This is a genomic window from Pseudomonas sp. GXM4 (assembly GCF_008923895.1).
In the GTDB taxonomy this organism is placed as follows: Bacteria; Pseudomonadota; Gammaproteobacteria; order Pseudomonadales; family Pseudomonadaceae; genus Aquipseudomonas; species Aquipseudomonas atacamensis.
The window spans coordinates 1-17,030 of the sequence record NZ_WBRZ01000109.1; the positions used below are offsets into that span (position 1 = coordinate 1).

The 17,030-nt window shown below is 59.9% G+C and carries 17 protein-coding genes; 2 read left to right on the forward strand and 15 right to left on the reverse strand.

The features are described from left to right. Positions 1-60 precede the first annotated feature (60 nt). From F8N49_RS15105 to minC, 7 genes are all read right to left on the reverse strand, one after another. Positions 61-1,350: a M18 family aminopeptidase gene (locus F8N49_RS15105; protein WP_016773748.1), complete on the reverse strand. Its 1,290-nt coding sequence runs from the start codon at positions 1,348-1,350 to the stop codon at positions 61-63. A 78-nt stretch (positions 1,351-1,428) separates the two neighbouring features. Next, on the reverse strand, positions 1,429-2,523 hold the full coding sequence (locus tag F8N49_RS15110) for a hypothetical protein (RefSeq protein ID WP_151551843.1): 1,095 nt from the start codon (positions 2,521-2,523) through the stop codon (positions 1,429-1,431). Positions 2,524-2,617: 94 nt separating this feature from the next. Then, on the reverse strand, positions 2,618-3,460 hold the full coding sequence (locus F8N49_RS15115; RefSeq protein WP_110645125.1) for a hypothetical protein: 843 nt from the start codon (positions 3,458-3,460) through the stop codon (positions 2,618-2,620). Positions 3,461-3,612: 152 nt separating this feature from the next. Beyond that, entirely contained in the window at positions 3,613-4,248 is a 636-nt protein-coding gene (locus tag F8N49_RS15120) for an RluA family pseudouridine synthase (RefSeq protein ID WP_024012204.1), read from the reverse strand. A 90-nt stretch (positions 4,249-4,338) separates the two neighbouring features. Beyond that, on the reverse strand, positions 4,339-4,593 hold the full coding sequence (minE, locus tag F8N49_RS15125; protein ID WP_003223146.1) for a cell division topological specificity factor MinE: 255 nt from the start codon (positions 4,591-4,593) through the stop codon (positions 4,339-4,341). After that, positions 4,593-5,405 (reverse strand): septum site-determining protein MinD, encoded by an 813-nt coding sequence (gene minD, locus F8N49_RS15130; protein ID WP_007913953.1) that lies wholly within the window; start codon positions 5,403-5,405, stop codon positions 4,593-4,595. Before minD ends, minE begins: the two co-directional genes overlap by 1 nt. A gap of 169 nt (positions 5,406-5,574) precedes the next feature. Then, entirely contained in the window at positions 5,575-6,312 is a 738-nt protein-coding gene (minC, locus tag F8N49_RS15135; RefSeq protein ID WP_041479318.1) for a septum site-determining protein MinC, read from the reverse strand. A gap of 117 nt (positions 6,313-6,429) precedes the next feature. On the opposite strand from minC, the gene F8N49_RS15140 reads away from it, so the two are divergent. Then, positions 6,430-7,362, forward strand: coding sequence for a lipid A biosynthesis lauroyl acyltransferase (locus F8N49_RS15140; protein ID WP_016773752.1), 933 nt, complete (start codon positions 6,430-6,432; stop codon positions 7,360-7,362). Between the two features lie 35 nt (positions 7,363-7,397). Further along, positions 7,398-8,570, forward strand: coding sequence for a patatin-like phospholipase family protein (locus F8N49_RS15145; RefSeq protein ID WP_071171519.1), 1,173 nt, complete (start codon positions 7,398-7,400; stop codon positions 8,568-8,570). Positions 8,571-8,702: 132 nt separating this feature from the next. On the opposite strand, the gene F8N49_RS15150 is transcribed toward F8N49_RS15145, so the two are convergent. The 8 genes from F8N49_RS15150 to puuE all read right to left on the reverse strand — a co-directional run bounded on the left by F8N49_RS15150 (position 8,703) and on the right by puuE (position 16,860). Further along, positions 8,703-9,488 (reverse strand): outer membrane protein OmpK, encoded by a 786-nt coding sequence (locus F8N49_RS15150; protein WP_016773754.1) that lies wholly within the window; start codon positions 9,486-9,488, stop codon positions 8,703-8,705. A 371-nt stretch (positions 9,489-9,859) separates the two neighbouring features. Then, complete coding sequence (locus tag F8N49_RS15155) at positions 9,860-10,645, reverse strand: outer membrane protein OmpK (protein ID WP_122747064.1); 786 nt, start codon at positions 10,643-10,645, stop codon at positions 9,860-9,862. A gap of 162 nt (positions 10,646-10,807) precedes the next feature. Further along, on the reverse strand, positions 10,808-12,160 hold the full coding sequence (locus F8N49_RS15165) for a nucleobase:cation symporter-2 family protein (RefSeq protein WP_130929264.1): 1,353 nt from the start codon (positions 12,158-12,160) through the stop codon (positions 10,808-10,810). Between the two features lie 168 nt (positions 12,161-12,328). Next, positions 12,329-13,642: a urate hydroxylase PuuD gene (locus F8N49_RS15170; protein ID WP_016773757.1), complete on the reverse strand. Its 1,314-nt coding sequence runs from the start codon at positions 13,640-13,642 to the stop codon at positions 12,329-12,331. Between the two features lie 51 nt (positions 13,643-13,693). Continuing rightward, positions 13,694-14,197, reverse strand: a complete 504-nt coding sequence (locus F8N49_RS15175; protein ID WP_016773758.1) for an ureidoglycolate lyase — start codon at positions 14,195-14,197, stop codon at positions 13,694-13,696. Between the two features lie 141 nt (positions 14,198-14,338). Continuing rightward, positions 14,339-15,334: an allantoicase gene (gene alc / locus F8N49_RS15180; protein ID WP_016773759.1), complete on the reverse strand. Its 996-nt coding sequence runs from the start codon at positions 15,332-15,334 to the stop codon at positions 14,339-14,341. Between the two features lie 87 nt (positions 15,335-15,421). After that, positions 15,422-15,937 (reverse strand): 2-oxo-4-hydroxy-4-carboxy-5-ureidoimidazoline decarboxylase, encoded by a 516-nt coding sequence (uraD, locus tag F8N49_RS15185; protein ID WP_122705869.1) that lies wholly within the window; start codon positions 15,935-15,937, stop codon positions 15,422-15,424. After that, positions 15,934-16,860, reverse strand: coding sequence for an allantoinase PuuE (gene puuE, locus F8N49_RS15190; RefSeq protein ID WP_024012213.1), 927 nt, complete (start codon positions 16,858-16,860; stop codon positions 15,934-15,936). Before puuE ends, uraD begins: the two co-directional genes overlap by 4 nt. Positions 16,861-17,030 lie beyond the last annotated feature (170 nt).

Consider the following 17,030-nt stretch of genomic DNA (forward strand, 5'->3'; position numbering starts at 1 on the left):
TCCCACAGGTGAATGGCAATCCATTGTGGGAGCGAGCCTGCTCGCGAAGCTTGTCAGCCGTTACGGCAATTCACGGCTGGCATAAAACGCGCTGAGCACTTTGACCAGATGCGCCAGGTCATGGCTGCCGCACAGTTCGCGAATCGAGTGCATGGCAAAGGTCGGCAGGCCAATGTCGACGGTGCGCACACCCAGATGGCTGGCGGTGATCGGGCCAATGGTCGAACCGCAGCCCATGTCGCTGCGCACCACGAAGCTTTGCACCGGGACTTCTTCGGCCATGCACAGATGGCGGAAGAAGCCGGCGGTCTCGCTGTTGGTGGCGTAGCGCTGGTTGCTGTTGACCTTGATCACCGGGCCGGCGTTGAGTTTCGGGCCATGGTTGGCATCGTGCTTGTCCGCGTAGTTGGGATGCACGCCGTGGGCGTTGTCGGCCGACACCAGCAGGGATTTCTGGATGGTGCGCACGAACTCGTCGCCTTCCGGCAACAGGCGGCGCAGGGTTTGTTCGAGCATCGGGCCGTCGGCACCGCACGCCGAGCAGGAGCCGACTTCTTCGTGGTCGTTACAGACCAGCACGCAGGTTTCGTCGGTTTCGGCGGTGAGCAACGCTTGCAGGCCGGCGTAGCAGGACAGCAGGTTGTCCAGACGCGCACCGGCAATGAAATCGCCGTTCAGGCCTATCACCGCCGCGCTTTGCGTGTCGTAGAAACTCAGCTCGTAATCGAGGACCACGTCGGCGTTCAAACCGTGTTCGCGGGCCAGTTGGTCGGTGAGCACGGCGCGGAAATCGACGCGCTCGTCACCGGCGAATTGCGCCAGGATCGGCGGTAGTTCGGTCTGCGCGTTGATCGCCCAGCCCTGGTTGGCTTCACGATTGAGGTGAATGGCCAGGTTGGGAATGATCGCGATCGGTGCCTTGAAGTCGATCAACTGGCTCTCGACCTTGCCGTCACGGCGGAAGGTCACGCGGCCGGCGAGCGACAGATCGCGGTCGAACCATGGCGCCAGCAGCGCGCCGCCGTAGACTTCGACGCCCAGTTGCCAGAAGCCCTGACGTTGCAGTTCCGGTTGCGGCTTGACCCGCAGGCACGGGCTGTCGGTGTGAGCGCCGACCAGACGGATACCGTCGTGCAGTGGCGAGTTGCGGCCCATTTTGATCGCGACGATCGAGGAGTCGTTACGGGTGACGTAATAGCGGCCGTTGGCCTCGGTGGACCATGGCTCGCGCTCGTCGAGGCGCACATAACCGGCGGCCTCCAGACGCTGAACGAGGCTGGCGGTGGCGTGGAACGGGGTAGGGGAGGCCTTGAGAAAGTCGATCAGGCCCTGGTTCAACTCTGCGCGCATAAGAAACTCCAGACAGCAATGGGCGGCAGTTTAACGCATCACTCGGCGCCATTGGGCAAGTGGTTTGCGCAAGCACGCTCAGGAGTGCTGATCGATGCGCTTGCGCAGGTAGGCGATGATGGCTTGTTGATCATCCTTTCTGGCGGGTTTCGGCAGGTGCTTCGGCCAGCCCTTGCCGCTGCCGAAGAAGGCCTTTTGCGCAACGCTGTCCCAACGCAGGATTTCCCGCGACGCCGATTCCCACCATTCGTGACGGCAGATCTCGTAATACGGGTGGGCAGGTGCAGCACTGCCGAACAGCAATGCCCGGCCGACTTTCTTCATGCCGCCGCGCTTTTTGCGCAGCTTCCACTTGATGCGCAGGCGCTGCCAGGTCGAGGGAACGGGCTTGCTGCGCGGAACCTCGGTGCACAGCGCTGGCAGTTCGGGGTGGAAAGCCTCGCCATGGCGGGCGAAAAAGTGTTTCTGCATGGCGTGGAAGAAGTTTTTGTCGGCGAAGTAGTGATAGACGAATTTCTTCGCTTCCTGGATCGGTTGGTCGCGCATGGCGAACGACAGTGCAATCTGTTCGATCGTATGGATGTCGAACGGGCCCTGCGTCCACTCATCGATCAGCCGGATCGACTTGTCCAGCAGCGCTGAATCGCCATCGGTGACGCCGCACAAGCCACTGTTGTAGAGCTTGAAGCTGTTCGCCGACGAAATCCCGTGGACTTGCAGGCAGTGCGCGAGTTTTTCGTAGTCTGCCCGGTTACAGACGTAACTCCAGTCGTATTCGAAGCGGTCCATCACGTAACGGCCGGGCGTGATCATGCTGAACAGCCGGTGCGGCGAATCAAGAAACAGCGTGTCGGTATCGACGAACAGGGTTTTTTCGGCGAGTGTCAGGCCCAGCGCAATGGCGCACGCTTTGCGGCGGTGGTGGTAGCCGTTTTCGCCCTGCCACTGGATCAGGGTCTGCTCGCTCAAAGTGACGGTATCGACCGGCCAGCCGGCATAGTCCTGCGGACGATCAGTCAGCACTCGGATGCACAGTGATTCACCTGGCTGCAGCTGTGCCAGGGCGGTGAGGATGCTGAATTTCGCCTCGCGCCGATAAACGTCTTTGTCACCATAGATCAGGTAGAGCAACTGGTGCGGCACTTTTTCCATGGGGGGGAAGGCTTCGCGCATAAGCGGCTCCATACGGCGGGGGGCGCGAGTCTACCGTATTGCTCCGCTGATTTGCAGGCCGGGCACTTGCTTCAAAGTGTTGCCGGGGTGGGCGTCAACCGGTGATCAGTCTGCCACTGAGGAAGACTTCTCGGCGCTGCTTGCGACCGACGTATTCATGTTTGCTCAACTGATAGACCGCCTCGAACCTGTCTCTCGATAGACCGGGCAGCGCGCTGAGATATTGATCGACCAGGCGATCGTAGGCGGCTTCGGTAATGAATTTGTAGATATCCCGACGATAGAAGAAGCCGAGTTGAAAACCGAGTGTTTCACTTGGGTGCGCGGTCGGGCCTGCGAAGCAGTTTTCAAAGTCGATGGCTTTGAGTGGCCTGTGCGTTTGCTCGGGCACCATGATGTTGCCCACCCAGAAATCCATGTGAGTGATGTTCTTGCTGGCGAGCGAGCTGAGCAGTTGAAACGCGTCGAGGATAAAGGTCTCGATGTTTTCGGGATTGCGTCTGATGCACTCCGCCCCATCCATATGGCCTTCGAGCAGGTGAGTCAGGAGGAAAAATTCCTCGGTCAGGCCGAGTCTGCTGCGGGTATAGCCATAGCCCTTCAGCGCAGGCATCTCCACGCCCCGGCGCTGAGCTTCAAGGGAATTCATCAGTTCTTCGAGAGGCCAGTCGAAGCGCCCGTTGCGTTGCGGTTTGTTCAGGCTCACCCGCACCTTTGCCTTGAACGTGTCCAATGGCTGGACCTTGGCAAATAGTGGTGTTTCACAGGACGATAACGGTGCGCTGGCTCGGGTCAGTTTGCGCGCGCGGCGTTTTTTAATGAGCTGCTCCAAGGCCTGGCGTGCCTGGATGCTGGGTGCTTCGCTCAGGTGCAGGGTGGTGTTACCGAATGCGCACACAATGGGGTATTCGGATTGAAGTGTTTTGCTGCAGAACACGGAAGAGGCCTCCTGCCTGATATCGAAGTGCCATGATTTTATATTTGATTACAATTTTATGACAGTTCTTTACGTCAATCTATTGCCGGTGGAATTCTGGCAGGACAAAAAAAGCCCTTCGCAAGGAAGGGCTTTCAAAGTATTTACGCATTTCAGAATGGCGCCGGGCACTCGAAGCGCAGGCGTTCGCCGGTTTGCGGATGAGTGAAGCTGAGCATGCTCGCGTGCAGGCACAGACGTGGCCAGGCCGCCAGCGCTTGCTCGTGGGCGTAGAGTCCGTCACCGAGCAGCGGATGGCCGATCGACAACATGTGCACGCGCAGTTGATGGGAGCGACCGGTAATCGGTGTCAGTTCGACGCGGCACCAGTCGCCGCACCGTTCCAGCACCTTCCAGAACGTCAGCGCATGTTTGCCGAATTCGTGATCGACCACATGCCGTGGTTTGGTCGGCGGATCGTAGCGAAGGGGCAGATCGATGCTGCCGCTGTCCAGTTCCGGCTGACCCCAGGCCAAAGCGGTGTAGGCCTTTTCGGTTTCGCGATCATGAAACTGCCGCGACAGCTCGCGATGGGTGTCGGCATCCCGGGCCAGCAGGATGATGCCCGAGGTTTCCCAGTCCAGACGATGGACGATGCGCGCTTCCGGGTAGCCGTTTTCCTGCAAGCGGGTAATCAGGCAGTCCTTGTTGTCGTCAGCGCGACCGGGCACCGAGAGCAGCAGGGTCGGTTTGTCGACCACAAGAACGGCGGCGTCCTCGTGGATGATGCGGATGTTGGACAGCGGCATTAAAACAGCCTCGTAACAAATGCCAACGGCGGTTCAGGACCATTCCACTGGGGAATGGCCCTGAACCGCCGTCATACCTGCCGGATCGACTCAGCGATCGGGCAGGGTGATGTTGAGTTCCAGAATCGAGCAACTGCCCTGGCTTTCCAGTGCAACATGTACGTCGTCGTTGCCGATGTTGACGTACTTGCGGATCACGTCGACCAGTTCCTTCTGCAAGGCTGGCAGGTAATCCGGCGTGCTGCGCTGGCCGCGCTCATGCGCCACGATGATCTGTAGACGCTCTTTCGCTACCGATGCGGTACTTGGCTTTTTGTTGGCACGAAAGAAGTCAAAAAGGTTCATTACCTACCTCCAAACAGGCGCTCGAAGAATCCCTTCTTCTCGACATCGAGGAATCGGTGGGCTTTTTCTTTGCCCAGCAGGCGGTCGACGGTATCGCTGTAAGCCTGACCGGCATCGCTCTGGTCGTCGAGAATCACCGGCACGCCCTGGTTGGAAGCCTTGAGCACCGCCTGGGATTCCGGGATGACGCCGAGCAGGGTCACCGAGAGGATTTCCTTGACGTCTTCAACGCCAAGCATCTCGCCCTTCTCGACACGCTCCGGGTGGTAGCGGGTGATCAGCAGGTGTTCCTTGATCGGGTCTTCGCCACGTTCGGCGCGGCGCGATTTGCTTGCCAGCAGGCCGAGCATGCGGTCCGAGTCACGTACCGAGGACACTTCCGGGTTGGTCACGACGATCGCTTCATCGGCGAAATACATGGCCAGGTGCGCACCTTTCTCGATGCCCGCCGGGGAGTCGCAGACGACGAACTCGAATTGTTCCTTGAGCTCCATCAGGACTTTTTCCACGCCTTCGACGGTCAGCGCGTCTTTGTCGCGGGTCTGGCTGGCCGCCAGTACGTAGAGGTTTTCCAGGCGCTTGTCTTTGATCAGTGCCTGTTGCAGGTTGGCTTCGCCGTTTACCACGTTGACGAAGTCATACACCACGCGGCGCTCGCAACCCATGATCAGGTCGAGATTACGCAAGCCCACGTCGAAGTCGACGATCACTGTTTTGTGGCCGCGCAGAGCGAGACCGGTACCGATAGCGGCGCTGGTGGTGGTCTTACCCACACCACCCTTGCCGGATGTAACCACGAGAATCTTGGCCAAGGTGTTTCACCCCTAAGGAAGAAGGACTGTTCAGCCCCTGAAAAACATCTCTTGAAAACTACTGCAGTCGGACAGCCTTGGCTGGAATTTGGCTTTGGGCCTTTTTCCTACTTCGTTTGAGCCGTTTTCGCTACGTTTTAGAGATGCTTGGAAAATGCGGCAGTATCCGTTAAAGCCGAATGATGTTCAACACGTCGCCTGACAGGCTGACCTGGACGCCCGAGCCCCACATCGGATCGCGACGCAAATCCTCGGAGACCTTGTAATGACCGGCGATGGAGATCAGTTCAGCGCTCAATTGCTGACAGAAAATCCGTGCCTTGGTGTCACCTTTGACGCCGGCCAGCGCACGGCCGCGCATCGGGCCGTATACATGGATGTTGCCATCGGCGAGAAGTTCCGCCCCCGGACTGACCGAAGAGACCACGACCAGATCGCCACCCTGGGCATATATCTGTTGGCCACCACGTACTGGCGTGGTGATTACGCGGGTCGGTTTGACCGTCGGCTCAGGGGGCTTTTCCGGCTTCTTTTTGACTTCGGCTTCCGGTGTTTCGAGCGGACGCTCGCGGGCACCGGAGGGCGGTAGCACTGGGATGTCGATGGCGATGGCAGCGGCGATGTCTTCGATGCGGCTGGCGCGAATGGCCAGGGTACGCAGGCCGTGTTGACGGCAGACGCGCATCAGCCCCGGCAGGTCAACCGCGCCCTGATTCGGCGGCAGTTTGTCCAGCGCCAGGACCAGCGGTGCATTGCTGAAAAAATTCGGCGCCTGGGCGACTTTCGCGGCCAATTGCCGATCGAGGCTTTCGAGGTCGTTACGGGCCAGTTCCAGCACAGTGATGGCCAGCATGCTGCCCTTGAGCTGGAATACGGGATCTTGGTCTAACGGGTCGGTTTGGCTCATGTCGGCATACAACGGCTTGTCACTAAAAGTGCCGAGACTTATAACGAGAACGCCCGCGAGCCGCAAGCCGGGTCGAACGATGTAGAATGCGCGGCCACTGTATTTACGGAAGCTTTAATGGATCGCCCGCGTTTTCGAAAAGCATATCTTGCTCCGCGCTTCTGGCCGCTCTGGTGCGGCCTGGGGCTTTTGTGGCTGATCGTGCAGCTGCCGTATCCGGCGCTGCTGACCATCGGTCGAGTTTTGGGCGCGTTGATGTATCGCGTCGCCAGCGACCGGCGAACCATCGCCCGGCGCAATCTGGAATTGTGCTTCCCGGAAAAATCCGCCGCCGAGCGCAAACGCCTGCTCAAGGAAAACTTCGCCTCCACCGGCATCGCCTTTTTTGAAATGGCGATGAGCTGGTGGTGGTCGCGCGAGCGTCTGGCGAAACTGGCCCACGTCGAAGGCCTTGAACATCTGCAGAAGGCCCAGCGCGAAGGCAAAGGCGTGATCCTCATGGCCGCGCATTTCACCACGCTGGAAATCGGCGCGGCGCTGCTCGGCCAGCAGCACACCATCGACGGCATGTACCGCGAACACAAAAACCCCTTGTTCGACTTCGTCCAGCGCCGTGGCCGCGAGCGGCACAATCTCGATTCGCTGGCGGTGGAGCGCGATGACGTGCGCGGCATGCTCAAACTGCTGCGCTCGGGGCGGGCGATCTGGTATGCGCCGGATCAGGATTACGGCGCCAAGCAGAGCGTCTTCGTGCCGCTGTTCGGCATTCAGGCCGCCACCGTCACTGCGACGACCAAGTTTGCACGGCTGGGCAAAGCGCTGGTGGTGCCGTTCACTCAGGAACGTCTGGCCGACGGCAGTGGTTATCGCCTGGTGATTCATCCGCCGCTGGAAGACTTCCCCGGCGAGAGCGAGGAGGCCGATTGCATCCGCATCAATCAGTGGGTCGAGAGCGCTTTGCGTGCCTGCCCCGAGCAATATCTATGGGCGCATCGGCGCTTCAAGAGTCGCCCGCCGGGTGAGCCGAAACTTTATCCCAAGCGTCGTTGATTCACCCGTACTGACAAGCACTGTGGAGTGTTGCGATGAGTCCTGTTGAACCGGTCACAGGTTTGATTCTTTCCGGCGGCGGGGCTCGGGCGGCTTATCAGGTCGGGGTGCTGGCGGCGATTGCCGAGTTGCTGCCGGTCGGCGCGGACAATCCGTTTCCGGTGATCGTCGGCACCTCGGCCGGGGCGATCAATGCGGTCAGCCTGGCCAGTGGCGCCACGGATTTTCGCGCCGCCATCGAACGCCTGACCCAGTTCTGGCAGGGCTTTCGCAGCCACCGCGTGTTGCGCAGCGACTGGCCTGGAGTCATCCATCAAGCCAGCCGCTTCGTCAGCCACAGCCTGCTCGGTCTCGGTCGACAGATGCCGGTGGCGCTGCTCAACAGTTCGCCGCTGCGCGAACTGCTCGAGGAAAAACTGCACCTGCCCGGCATCGCCGAATCCATCGCGCGCAAGCAATTGCATGCGGTGGCGGTGACCGCGTTCGGCTACGAATCGGGGCAAGCGGTGACGTTCTATCAGGGCGGCGGCACCATCGACGCCTGGCTGCGGCACCGCCGCATTGGCGTGCCGACGCAATTGTCGGTCGATCACCTGTTGGCCAGTTCGGCGATCCCGCTGTTGTTCGCGCCGGTAAAAATCGGCGAGGAATATTTCGGTGACGGCGCAGTACGCCAGTCGGCGCCGATCAGCCCGGCGCTGCATCTGGGTGCCAGTCGCGTGCTGGTGGTGGGCGTCAGCGGCAACCCGCGCGGCGTTGATCCGCAGCAGCCGCTGGAGCGCGCCTACAGCGGCCAGCAACCGACGCTGGCGCAGATCGGCGGGCACATGCTCAACAGCACGTTTATCGACAGTCTGGAGAGCGATATCGAGCTGCTGCAGCGTCTGAATCAGTTCAGTCATTTGCTCCCGACCGGCACGCCGACCCGTGCGCTGGGTGTGGCGCCGGTGGAGGTGCTGGTGATTGCGCCGAGTCAGCCGATCGACGAAATCGCCGCGCGGCATCGCCAGGAGTTACCGGCGGCGTTGCGCCTGTTTCTGCGCGGGCCGGGCGCGACGAAGACGAGCGGGGCGGGGGTGCTCAGTTATCTGCTGTTCGAAGCGGGGTATTGCAGCGAGTTGATCGAGCTGGGGCGGCGGGATGCGTTGGCCAAGCGCGAGGAACTGTGCCGGTTTTTGCGGATATCTGAAGCGGTGGCTCCGGCCTGAAATTGCGGTGAGCCTGTTCGCGAGCAAGCTCGCTCCCACAGGGTTTTGCATTGAATGCGCAATTTGCAGTCAACATAGAACCACCGTGGGAGCGAGCTTGCTCGCGAAGGCGTCGGGGAGGACGCCGCCGGATCAGAAGTGGAACTTGACCAGGAAGCTCGTGGTGCTCTGATCGGTCTTGAAGTACTGGCTGTCCTTGATCCCGTACTTGTCCGACCAGTAGTCGTACTCGACACCGACATACAACTGCTTCTCGCCGAAATTCAGCGCCTTGCCCAGGTCGTATTTGACCTGTGGGTTGAAGTGCAGGTTGGCGTGGTAGTCGCCTTTGGAGTTGGAGTCGTTGTCGACCACCCAGTCCATGAAGCCGTCGATGAGGATGTTCGATTTGCCCACCGGGACGGTGTAGGACCACACCGGGGTGATCTGCCAGACATTGTCACCGGCGCGTGCGCCCTGGGTGTGACGCTGGTAGAAGTTCAGCTGGAAGTAGTCGAAGCCCGGAATCGCCAGGTCGAAGCCCGGACCGATCAGGTACGACTCGGTATCGCCTTCACCGAACTCGTAGGTCATGGCCAGCAACACGTCAGTCACCGGGCCGAAGGCCAGTTTCTGATCGAAGATCTTGCCGAACGACAGGCGCGGGCTGAGCTCGCCGTAGTAGGTGTTGGAGCCGACGCCGCCATCATCCTTGCCGTTGTAGAAGATCTTGTCGATGAACAGGAAGTTGTCGCCATACTTCCAGGCATCGGCGTGCTCGAAGGTCACGGTCTGCTGAATGCGCGGGTTGACCTGGAAGTCCTTGCCATACAGGTAGGTCAGGCTGTTGTTCTGCCACTGCAGCAGGCCTTCGGCCATCGCCTGGCCGCCGGCGAACATCGATCCGGCCAGCATCAGGCTGGTGCACATACGTTTCATTCGGTTGCTCCCAAAGTAGGTGTTCCACGTTATTTTTTTAAGATCGGCGCTCTGATGTGGCGCCTTTTTTCGTACCGCAAATTTCATCCGATCGGTCAGCTTTGAATGCTGGTAGCAAAAGCTGCGCCAAGGCTTTTGAAAAACCAAAAAACGCCCGTGCGGCTGCTGAAAAACAGTCGACGAGCGTGTTTTCGGGATGCCTCAGGACTGACCGCAGCCGGGATAAGTTGGCTTTTAGGTCAGAAATTGAATTCGGGCTTTTTTTTAGAGCGAATTCGGAAGGCCGCGGAGAATACTGACTCCTCGGCCAAGGCTCAAGTGCCCCGCAACAGAGCACCGACGACAGGTATGGCGCACGGTTGCGGGCCATCTCAGAAGTGCACCTTCAGCAGCAGGCTGGCGGTGTTCTGGTTGGTATCGAACGCGTGGCTGTTTTCGATGCCGTATTTGTTCTTCCAGTAGCTGTACTCGGTGCCGACGTATACCTGTTTCTGGCTCCAGCCCATGGCTTTGCCGAGGTCGTATTTGATCTGCGGATTGATGTGCAGGTTGGCGTGGTAGGTGCCGCGCGAGTTTTCGTCATTGTCGACGACCCAGTCGAGGTAGCCGTCGATCAGCACATCGGAATTGCCCAGCGCAAAGCTGTAGGACCACGCGGGGGTGATCTGCCAGACACCGTCGCCGGGCCGCGGGCCTTCGGTCTGGCGGCGGAAAATGTTCAGGGTGACGTAGTTGAAGCCGGGCACTTTCAGATCGAAGCCGGGACCGATCAGGTAGGCCTCGCTTTCGCCTTCGCCGTACTCGTAGGTCATCGCCAGCAGCACATCCTTGATCGGGCCGAACTCGATCTTGCGGTCGAGGATCTTGCCGAAAGACAGGCGCGGGGTGAACTCGCCGTAGAAGGTGTGCGGACCTTTGTTCGGGTCTTCCCTGCCGTTGTAGAAGATCTTGTCGACGAACAGAAAGTTGTCGCCGTACTTCCACTTGTCGGCGTGCTCGAAGGTGACCGTCTGCTGATAGGACGGGTTGATCGCGAAGTTCTTGCCGTACAGATAGCTGAGGCTGTTGCTCTGCCACAGCAGCAGATCGCCGGCCATGGCCTGACTCGCGGCCAGCAGGCCGCCACTCAACAGAACGTTGCTTTGCGTGCGGATCATCTGTTGCTCCCTGTTGTTTTTATTGTTTGAGGCACAAGCAGTTGCGTAGTCCCTATGGGAGCGAGCCTGCTCGCGAAGCAGTTGTGTCAGTCGCCATCAATGTTGAATGACACAGTGCTTTCGCGAGCAGGCTCGCTCCCACAGGTGGTGTGGTGGTTTCAATCAGTGCGCATGGCAATCATTGATCGCCGCACGCTCTTTGCCGCCGAGGATGTTGAACAGCAGGTTCAGCGTCAGGGCGCTGAGGGTGGCCATGGCGATGCCGCTGTGGGTGATCGGGCTCATCCACAGCGGCAGGTGGGCGAAGAATTCCGGACGTACCACCGGGATCAGGCCCATACCGATGCTCACCGCGACCAGCAGCTGATTGCGGCGGTCACCGATGTCCGCCTCCTGGAGGATCTTGATGCCAGTCGCGGCGACCATGCCGAACATCGCAATCGCCGCACCGCCAAGCACCGCCGGTGGAATCGATGCCACCAGAAACGCCGCTTTCGGCAACAGGCTGAGGACGATCAACAGACCACCGGCAACGATGGTCACCGAGCGGCAGCGCACGCCGGTCATCTGCACCAGGCCGATGTTCTGCGCGAACGAGGAGTGAGTGAAGGTGTTGAAGAAACCGGCGAAGAACGACGCGCCGGCATCGCACAGCAAGCCGCGACGAAGCATGCGCGGGCAGACTTCCTGGCCGGTGATTTTGCCCAGCGCGAGGAACATCCCGGTGGACTCGACGAAGATGATCACCACCACCAGACACATCGACAGAATCGGCGCCAGCTCGAATTTCGGCATGCCGAAATGCAACGGGGTGACGAACTGAATCCACGGTGCGCTGGCCATGCCGCTGAGGTCGACCATGCCGATCACTCCGCACAATACATAACCCAGGCACATGCCGATCAGCACCGAAATGTTGACCCAGAATCCGCGCATGAAGCGATGAACCAACAGGATGGTGGCCAGCACCAGCGCGGCGATGGCCAGATAAATCGGCGAACCGAATTGCGCGGCTTCGACACCGCCTCCGGCCCAGTTCACGGCCACGGGGAACAACGATAAACCGATCGAGGTGATGACCGTGCCGGTCACCAGCGGCGGGAAGAAACGCACGACCTTGGACATGAACGGCGCGATCAGCATGCCGAAGAAACCGGCAGCTATCGTCGCACCGAAGATGCCTTGCAGACCGATGCCGGGCATGCCGGCCATGGCCACCATGCTGCCGACCGCAGCGAAACTGGCGCCCATCATCACCGGCATGCGAATGCCCATCGGGCCGATGCCGAGCGACTGCACGATAGTGGCGATGCCGGCGACGAGCAGGTCGGCGTTGATCAGGAAGGCGATTTCTTCACGACTCAGGCCAGCGGCCTGTCCGATGATCAGCGGCACCGCGATGGCACCGCCGTACATCAGCAGAACATGTTGCAGACCGACCAGGATCAGTTGCAAAAGGGGCAAACGCTGAATGGCGGGTGCGTCGGGGATGCGCGCTTTGGACAGCTCGGACATGCAACACCTCGGATCTTTTTTATTCTTGTGATTAACAGCTGCCGGGTTGCTTGCAGCTGTTTCTTTGCATCAGGGGGACCGCGGAGCGGCCATTCGCGGGCAAGCCCGCTCCCACACAGGCAATGCAAAACCCTGTGGGAGCTGGCTTGCCAGCGATGCTTTCAACGATTAATTGGTCTGCGCTCCCTGGGCAATCCAGGCACCGATCAGGTCACGTTCCTGCTGGGTCATCTGGGTGATGTTGCCCAGTGGCATGATCTGCGTGGTGATGGCTTGCGCCTGAATGCGCGCGGCGTTCTGGCGGATCTGCTCGGGGGTGTCGAACATCACACCGGCCGGGGCTGCGCTGAACAACGGGCTGGTCGGCTTGGACGAATGGCACACCGTGCAACGCTCTTGAATCACGTTGTGCACCTTGTCGAAACCGGGGCCGGCATTGGAGGCTTGCGCGGGTGCCGCCGCAGGGGCTGCGGGTGCCGCAGGTTGCGCCGCTTCGGCCGGTTTCGCGCCACCGCCCAGTGCCGTCTCCGGCAGCGGTTGGTACTCGATTTTCGCCGGTGCCTTGGCCACTTCAGGTGCAGTCGACATCGGCGTCGGTCCAGTGACGTAGGCCAGGCAGATCATGCCCACCGCTGCCACCGGCAGGGTCCAGGCAAACTTGTGGCTGTCGTGACGGGTGTTGAAGTAGTGACGCACCAATACTGCCAGCACCGCGATCCCGGCCAGGATCAACCAGTTGTACTGGCTGCCGTAAGTGCTCGGAAAGTGGTTGCTGATCATGATGAACAGCACTGGCAGGGTGAAGTAGTTGTTGTGACGCGAACGCAGCAGACCCTTGGCCGGCAGGGCCGGATCAGGCGTACGGTTCTCGGCGATCGCCGCGACCAGTGCCCGTTGCGCCGGCATGATGATGCGGAACACGTTGCCGACCATGATGGTGCCGATGATCGCGCCGACGTGCAGGTACGCACCACGACCGCTGAACACTTTGCTGAAGCCATAGGCGGCGGCAATGATCAGCACGAACAGGATGAAGCCGAGCAGGGCGGGTTTCTTGCCCAGGGCCGAATCGCAGAGGAAGTCGTAGACGAACCAGCCGACGATCAGCGAGCCGATACCGATGGCCACGCCTTCAGGACCGCTGAGGCCACTGCCGGGTGCCACGAGGTAGAGCACCGGATTGGAGTAGAACACCACGCACAGCAGCGCGATCCCCGACATCCAGGTGAAGTAGGCTTCCCACTTGAACCAGTGCAGGTTGTCCGGCATGGACGGTGGGGCCAGTTTGTATTTTTCCAGGTGGTAGATGCCGCCGCCGTGGATCGCCCACAGATCACCGGCCAGACCGGTTTTCGGGTTGACGCGGTTGAGGTTGTTCTCCAGCCAGACGAAGTAGAACGACGCGCCGATCCAGGCCACGCCAGTGATCATGTGAACCCAGCGCACGCTCAGGTTCAGCCATTCCAACAGATGTGCTTCCACAGTCTTTACCTCTCGCCTGTCACTCTTGTTGTCGAGTGATCAGACCTTCTCTTATTGGTGGGGGGCGAGGATCAACCGCTCATCCTCTTTGAAAAAATGCTCATCGCAGTTATTGCCTGTGCCACTGCGATCAACCACCAGGAAGTCATCCCGCTTTTCGATCGTCAGCACCGGGTGGTGCCAGACGCCGCGATGGTAATTGATGCCCTGCCTGCCGTTGGTGACGAAGGCGCGGACCAAGCCTGATACAGGTTCATCGCCAACTGGCGCGACCACGATCAGAAAGGGGTTGCCGAGCAGCGGAATGAAAGCCTGGCTGCCCAGCGGATGGCGTTCCAGCATGCAAACGGTCAGCGGCATGTCCTGCGCGTCGGCGCGGAAAATGCTGATGATGGCGTTGTCCTCAGGCGTCGCGGTTTCGACCGTCGCCAGTTTGTGGAAGCGCATGGTCGAACCGTTGTTGATCATGAAGTGATCGCTGCCGTCGGTTTCGATCACGTCACCGAAAGGGGCGAAGGCTTCTTTGGTCAGCGGTTCAATCGTCAATGTGCGCATGCTGTTCTTCTTTTCGTTGAGTGATCGTTCCCACGCTCTGCGTGGGAGTGCAGCCCGTGACGCTCCGCGTCACATCCAAAGCGGACGCAGAGCGTCCAGTGATGCATTCCCACGCAGAGCGTGGGAACGATCATTGCAGTGTTATTTAGCGACCTTGCCCAATACACGCAGGCGACTCACGCCACCATCCGGGAACACGTTCAGGCGGATGTGGGTGATCGGGCCGAGTGCCTTGATCTGCTCGACGAAGGTGTGTTCGGCGTGCATTTCCAGCTTCTGGCTTGGCAGCAGTTCGCGCCAGAACAGCGACTGGGTTTCGATCTGGCTGTCGGTGCCGCCCTTGACGAACGCGCCCTGGATCGAGCAAGTGTCCGGGTAGTTGCCTTTAAAGTGCAGGGTGTCGACGACGATCTTCTCGATCTCGCCCGGATGACCCAGGGCGACGATCACCCAGTCATTGCCCGGTGTGCGACGACGCGCGGTTTCCCAGCCGTCGCCCATGTTGATGCCGCGGCCCGGGTTGAGGATGTTGCTCATGCGGCCGAAGTGTTCGTCGGAGCAGGCGAGGGCGCGGCCACCGTTGAGGGCTGCTGCCAAGTCCACTTGCTCGTTGTCACCCACAGCGGACCAGTCGCGGAACGGAATGCCGTATACGCGCAGACGGGCAACACCACCGTCCGGGTAAATGTTGAAGCGCAGGTGGCTGAACGCTTTGTCGTTGCTGATTTCGTGGTAGTGGTGGCTGTTGCCCTGCAACTCGACGGCCGACAGCACTTCGGTCCACTGGGTGTTTTCATCCGGCTCGCCCGAGGCCAGGAAGCACGCTTCCAGCGAGGCCGATGGCGGGTAGTTGCCGGTGAAGAATGAAGTGTCGATGTCCACGCCTTTGATTGAGCCCGGTACGCCCAGACGGATCACCGCGCTGTCGAAACCTTCGAAGCGCTTGCGGCGCGACTCCCAGCCGTCCATCCACTTGCCGTTGTCATCGAACACGCCCTCCTTCCATACGGCCGGGGTCGGTTGGAACAGACGATTGGCGTCTGCGAACCAGTCATCGGTGACCGAAATGATCTTGGTGCCCAGACGGGCGTCGGCCAGGTTGACGTATTTTTCGAAAGGTACGGCGTAAGCTTTCATTCTTCTTGTCTGCCTTTGATAAGTTGGCTGGGGATGCTCGCAGGGCCCTGGGCGTTTGCGCGTTCATTCACGCTCGGGCCAGGCTTGCTAAAGAGTCAGTAAACGGAACAGGGCAATCTTGTTGATCTCCGCCAGCGCGCATTTGAACTCGGCTTCCACCGAATTGTTGATGCGCGTTTCGAACGCCGCGAGGATCTGATGCCGGTTGCTGCCTTTTACCGCCATGATGAAGGGAAACTTGAACTTGGCTTTGTAGGCGTCGTTCAGCTCGGTGAAGCGCTGGAACTCTTCGGCCGTGCATTGGTGAATACCGGCGCCAGCCTGTTCATTGGTGCTGGCTTCGGTCAGTTGGCCCTGGACGGCAGCTTTGCCGGCCAGGTCCGGGTGAGCGTTGATCAGGGCCATCTGGCTGGCATGATCGGCGCTCAACAGGATATCGCTCATGCGCTGGTGCAGGGTTTCGATCTCGTCGATCGAAGCGTCCGCACCGAGGTCGTAGGCCTTTTCGGCCACCCATGGCGAATGTTCGTAGATGTCGGCGAAGGCTTTGACGAAAGCGTCGCGGCTCAGGGTCGACGGTTGCAGGGTTTGAAAGCGGCTCATTTTGCAGTCCCTTGGTACGGGTGGGTTTCTTGCCAGTGACGCGCGATGTCGACGCGACGGCTGAACCACACCTGTTCATGACTTTTGGCATATTCGATAAAGCGCTTGAGTGAAGCGAGGCGACCAGGACGGCCGATCAGGCGGCAGTGCAGACCGATCGAAAGCATTTTCGGCGCTTCGGCACCTTCGGCGTAAAGCACGTCGAACGCGTCTTTGAGGTATTCGAAGAAATCGTCACCCTTGTTGAAACCCTGCACTTGCGTGAAGCGCATGTCGTTGGTGTCGAGGGTGTAGGGGATCACCAGGTGCGGCTTGCCGGTAGGGTTGTTCGGTTCCCAGTAGGGCAGGTCGTCGTCGTAGGTGTCGCAGTCGTAGAGGAAACCGCCTTCTTCCATGACCAGCCGGCGGGTGTTCGGCCCGGTGCGGCCGGTGTACCAGCCCAGCGGACGTTCGCCGGTCAGTTCGGTGAGGATGCGGATCGCTTCGAGCATGTGCTCGCGTTCCTGCGCTTCATCCATGTACTGATAGTCGATCCAGCGGTAGCCATGGCTGCAGATTTCATGGCCGGCCTCGACCATCGCACGGATCACGTCCGGGTGACGCTGGGCGGCCATGGCCACGGCGAAGATGGTCAACGGAATGTCGAATTCCTTGAACAGCTTCAGAATCCGCCAGACGCCGGCACGGCTGCCATACTCGTAAAGCGATTCCATGCTCATGTTGCGCGCGCCTTGCAGCGGCTGAGCGGCGACCATTTCGGAGAGGAAGGCTTCGGATTCCTTGTCGCCGTGCAGAATGTTGCGCTCGCCACCTTCTTCGTAATTGAGTACGAAGGACAGGGCGATCCGGGCATTTCCCGGCCAGTGTGGGTGAGGAGGGTTACTGCCGTAACCGATCAGGTCGCGTGGGTAGTCAGCGCTCACTGCAGTCTTCCTTCTTGTACGTTGACAGATTGGTGTGGCGGCCTGGCAGGCTGGCGTCACAGCGATGGGCTGATTGTATACAACTTTATTTACATTTTGTAAGCCTGAATTTTCGCATTTTTCACCGGCTGTCATCTTTTGCTGTTAATGGTTCCAGCCTGCAAGAAACC

Coding starts and splice junctions, on each gene's coding strand:
- F8N49_RS15175 (WP_016773758.1), bottom strand. CDS start 14,197: ATGCGCACATTGACGATTGAACCGCTGACCAAAGAAGCCTTCGCCCCT.
- F8N49_RS15110 (WP_151551843.1), bottom strand. CDS start 2,523: ATGCGCGAAGCCTTCCCCCCCATGGAAAAAGTGCCGCACCAGTTGCTC.
- F8N49_RS15165 (WP_130929264.1), bottom strand. CDS start 12,160: ATGTCCGAGCTGTCCAAAGCGCGCATCCCCGACGCACCCGCCATTCAG.
- uraD (WP_122705869.1), bottom strand. CDS start 15,937: ATGAGCCGCTTTCAAACCCTGCAACCGTCGACCCTGAGCCGCGACGCT.
- F8N49_RS15155 (WP_122747064.1), bottom strand. CDS start 10,645: ATGATCCGCACGCAAAGCAACGTTCTGTTGAGTGGCGGCCTGCTGGCC.
- alc (WP_016773759.1), bottom strand. CDS start 15,334: ATGAAAGCTTACGCCGTACCTTTCGAAAAATACGTCAACCTGGCCGAC.
- F8N49_RS15105 (WP_016773748.1), bottom strand. CDS start 1,350: ATGCGCGCAGAGTTGAACCAGGGCCTGATCGACTTTCTCAAGGCCTCC.
- minE (WP_003223146.1), bottom strand. CDS start 4,593: ATGAACCTTTTTGACTTCTTTCGTGCCAACAAAAAGCCAAGTACCGCA.
- F8N49_RS15145 (WP_071171519.1), top strand. CDS start 7,398: ATGAGTCCTGTTGAACCGGTCACAGGTTTGATTCTTTCCGGCGGCGGG.
- minC (WP_041479318.1), bottom strand. CDS start 6,312: ATGAGCCAAACCGACCCGTTAGACCAAGATCCCGTATTCCAGCTCAAG.
- F8N49_RS15120 (WP_024012204.1), bottom strand. CDS start 4,248: ATGCCGCTGTCCAACATCCGCATCATCCACGAGGACGCCGCCGTTCTT.
- F8N49_RS15140 (WP_016773752.1), top strand. CDS start 6,430: ATGGATCGCCCGCGTTTTCGAAAAGCATATCTTGCTCCGCGCTTCTGG.
- F8N49_RS15150 (WP_016773754.1), bottom strand. CDS start 9,488: ATGAAACGTATGTGCACCAGCCTGATGCTGGCCGGATCGATGTTCGCC.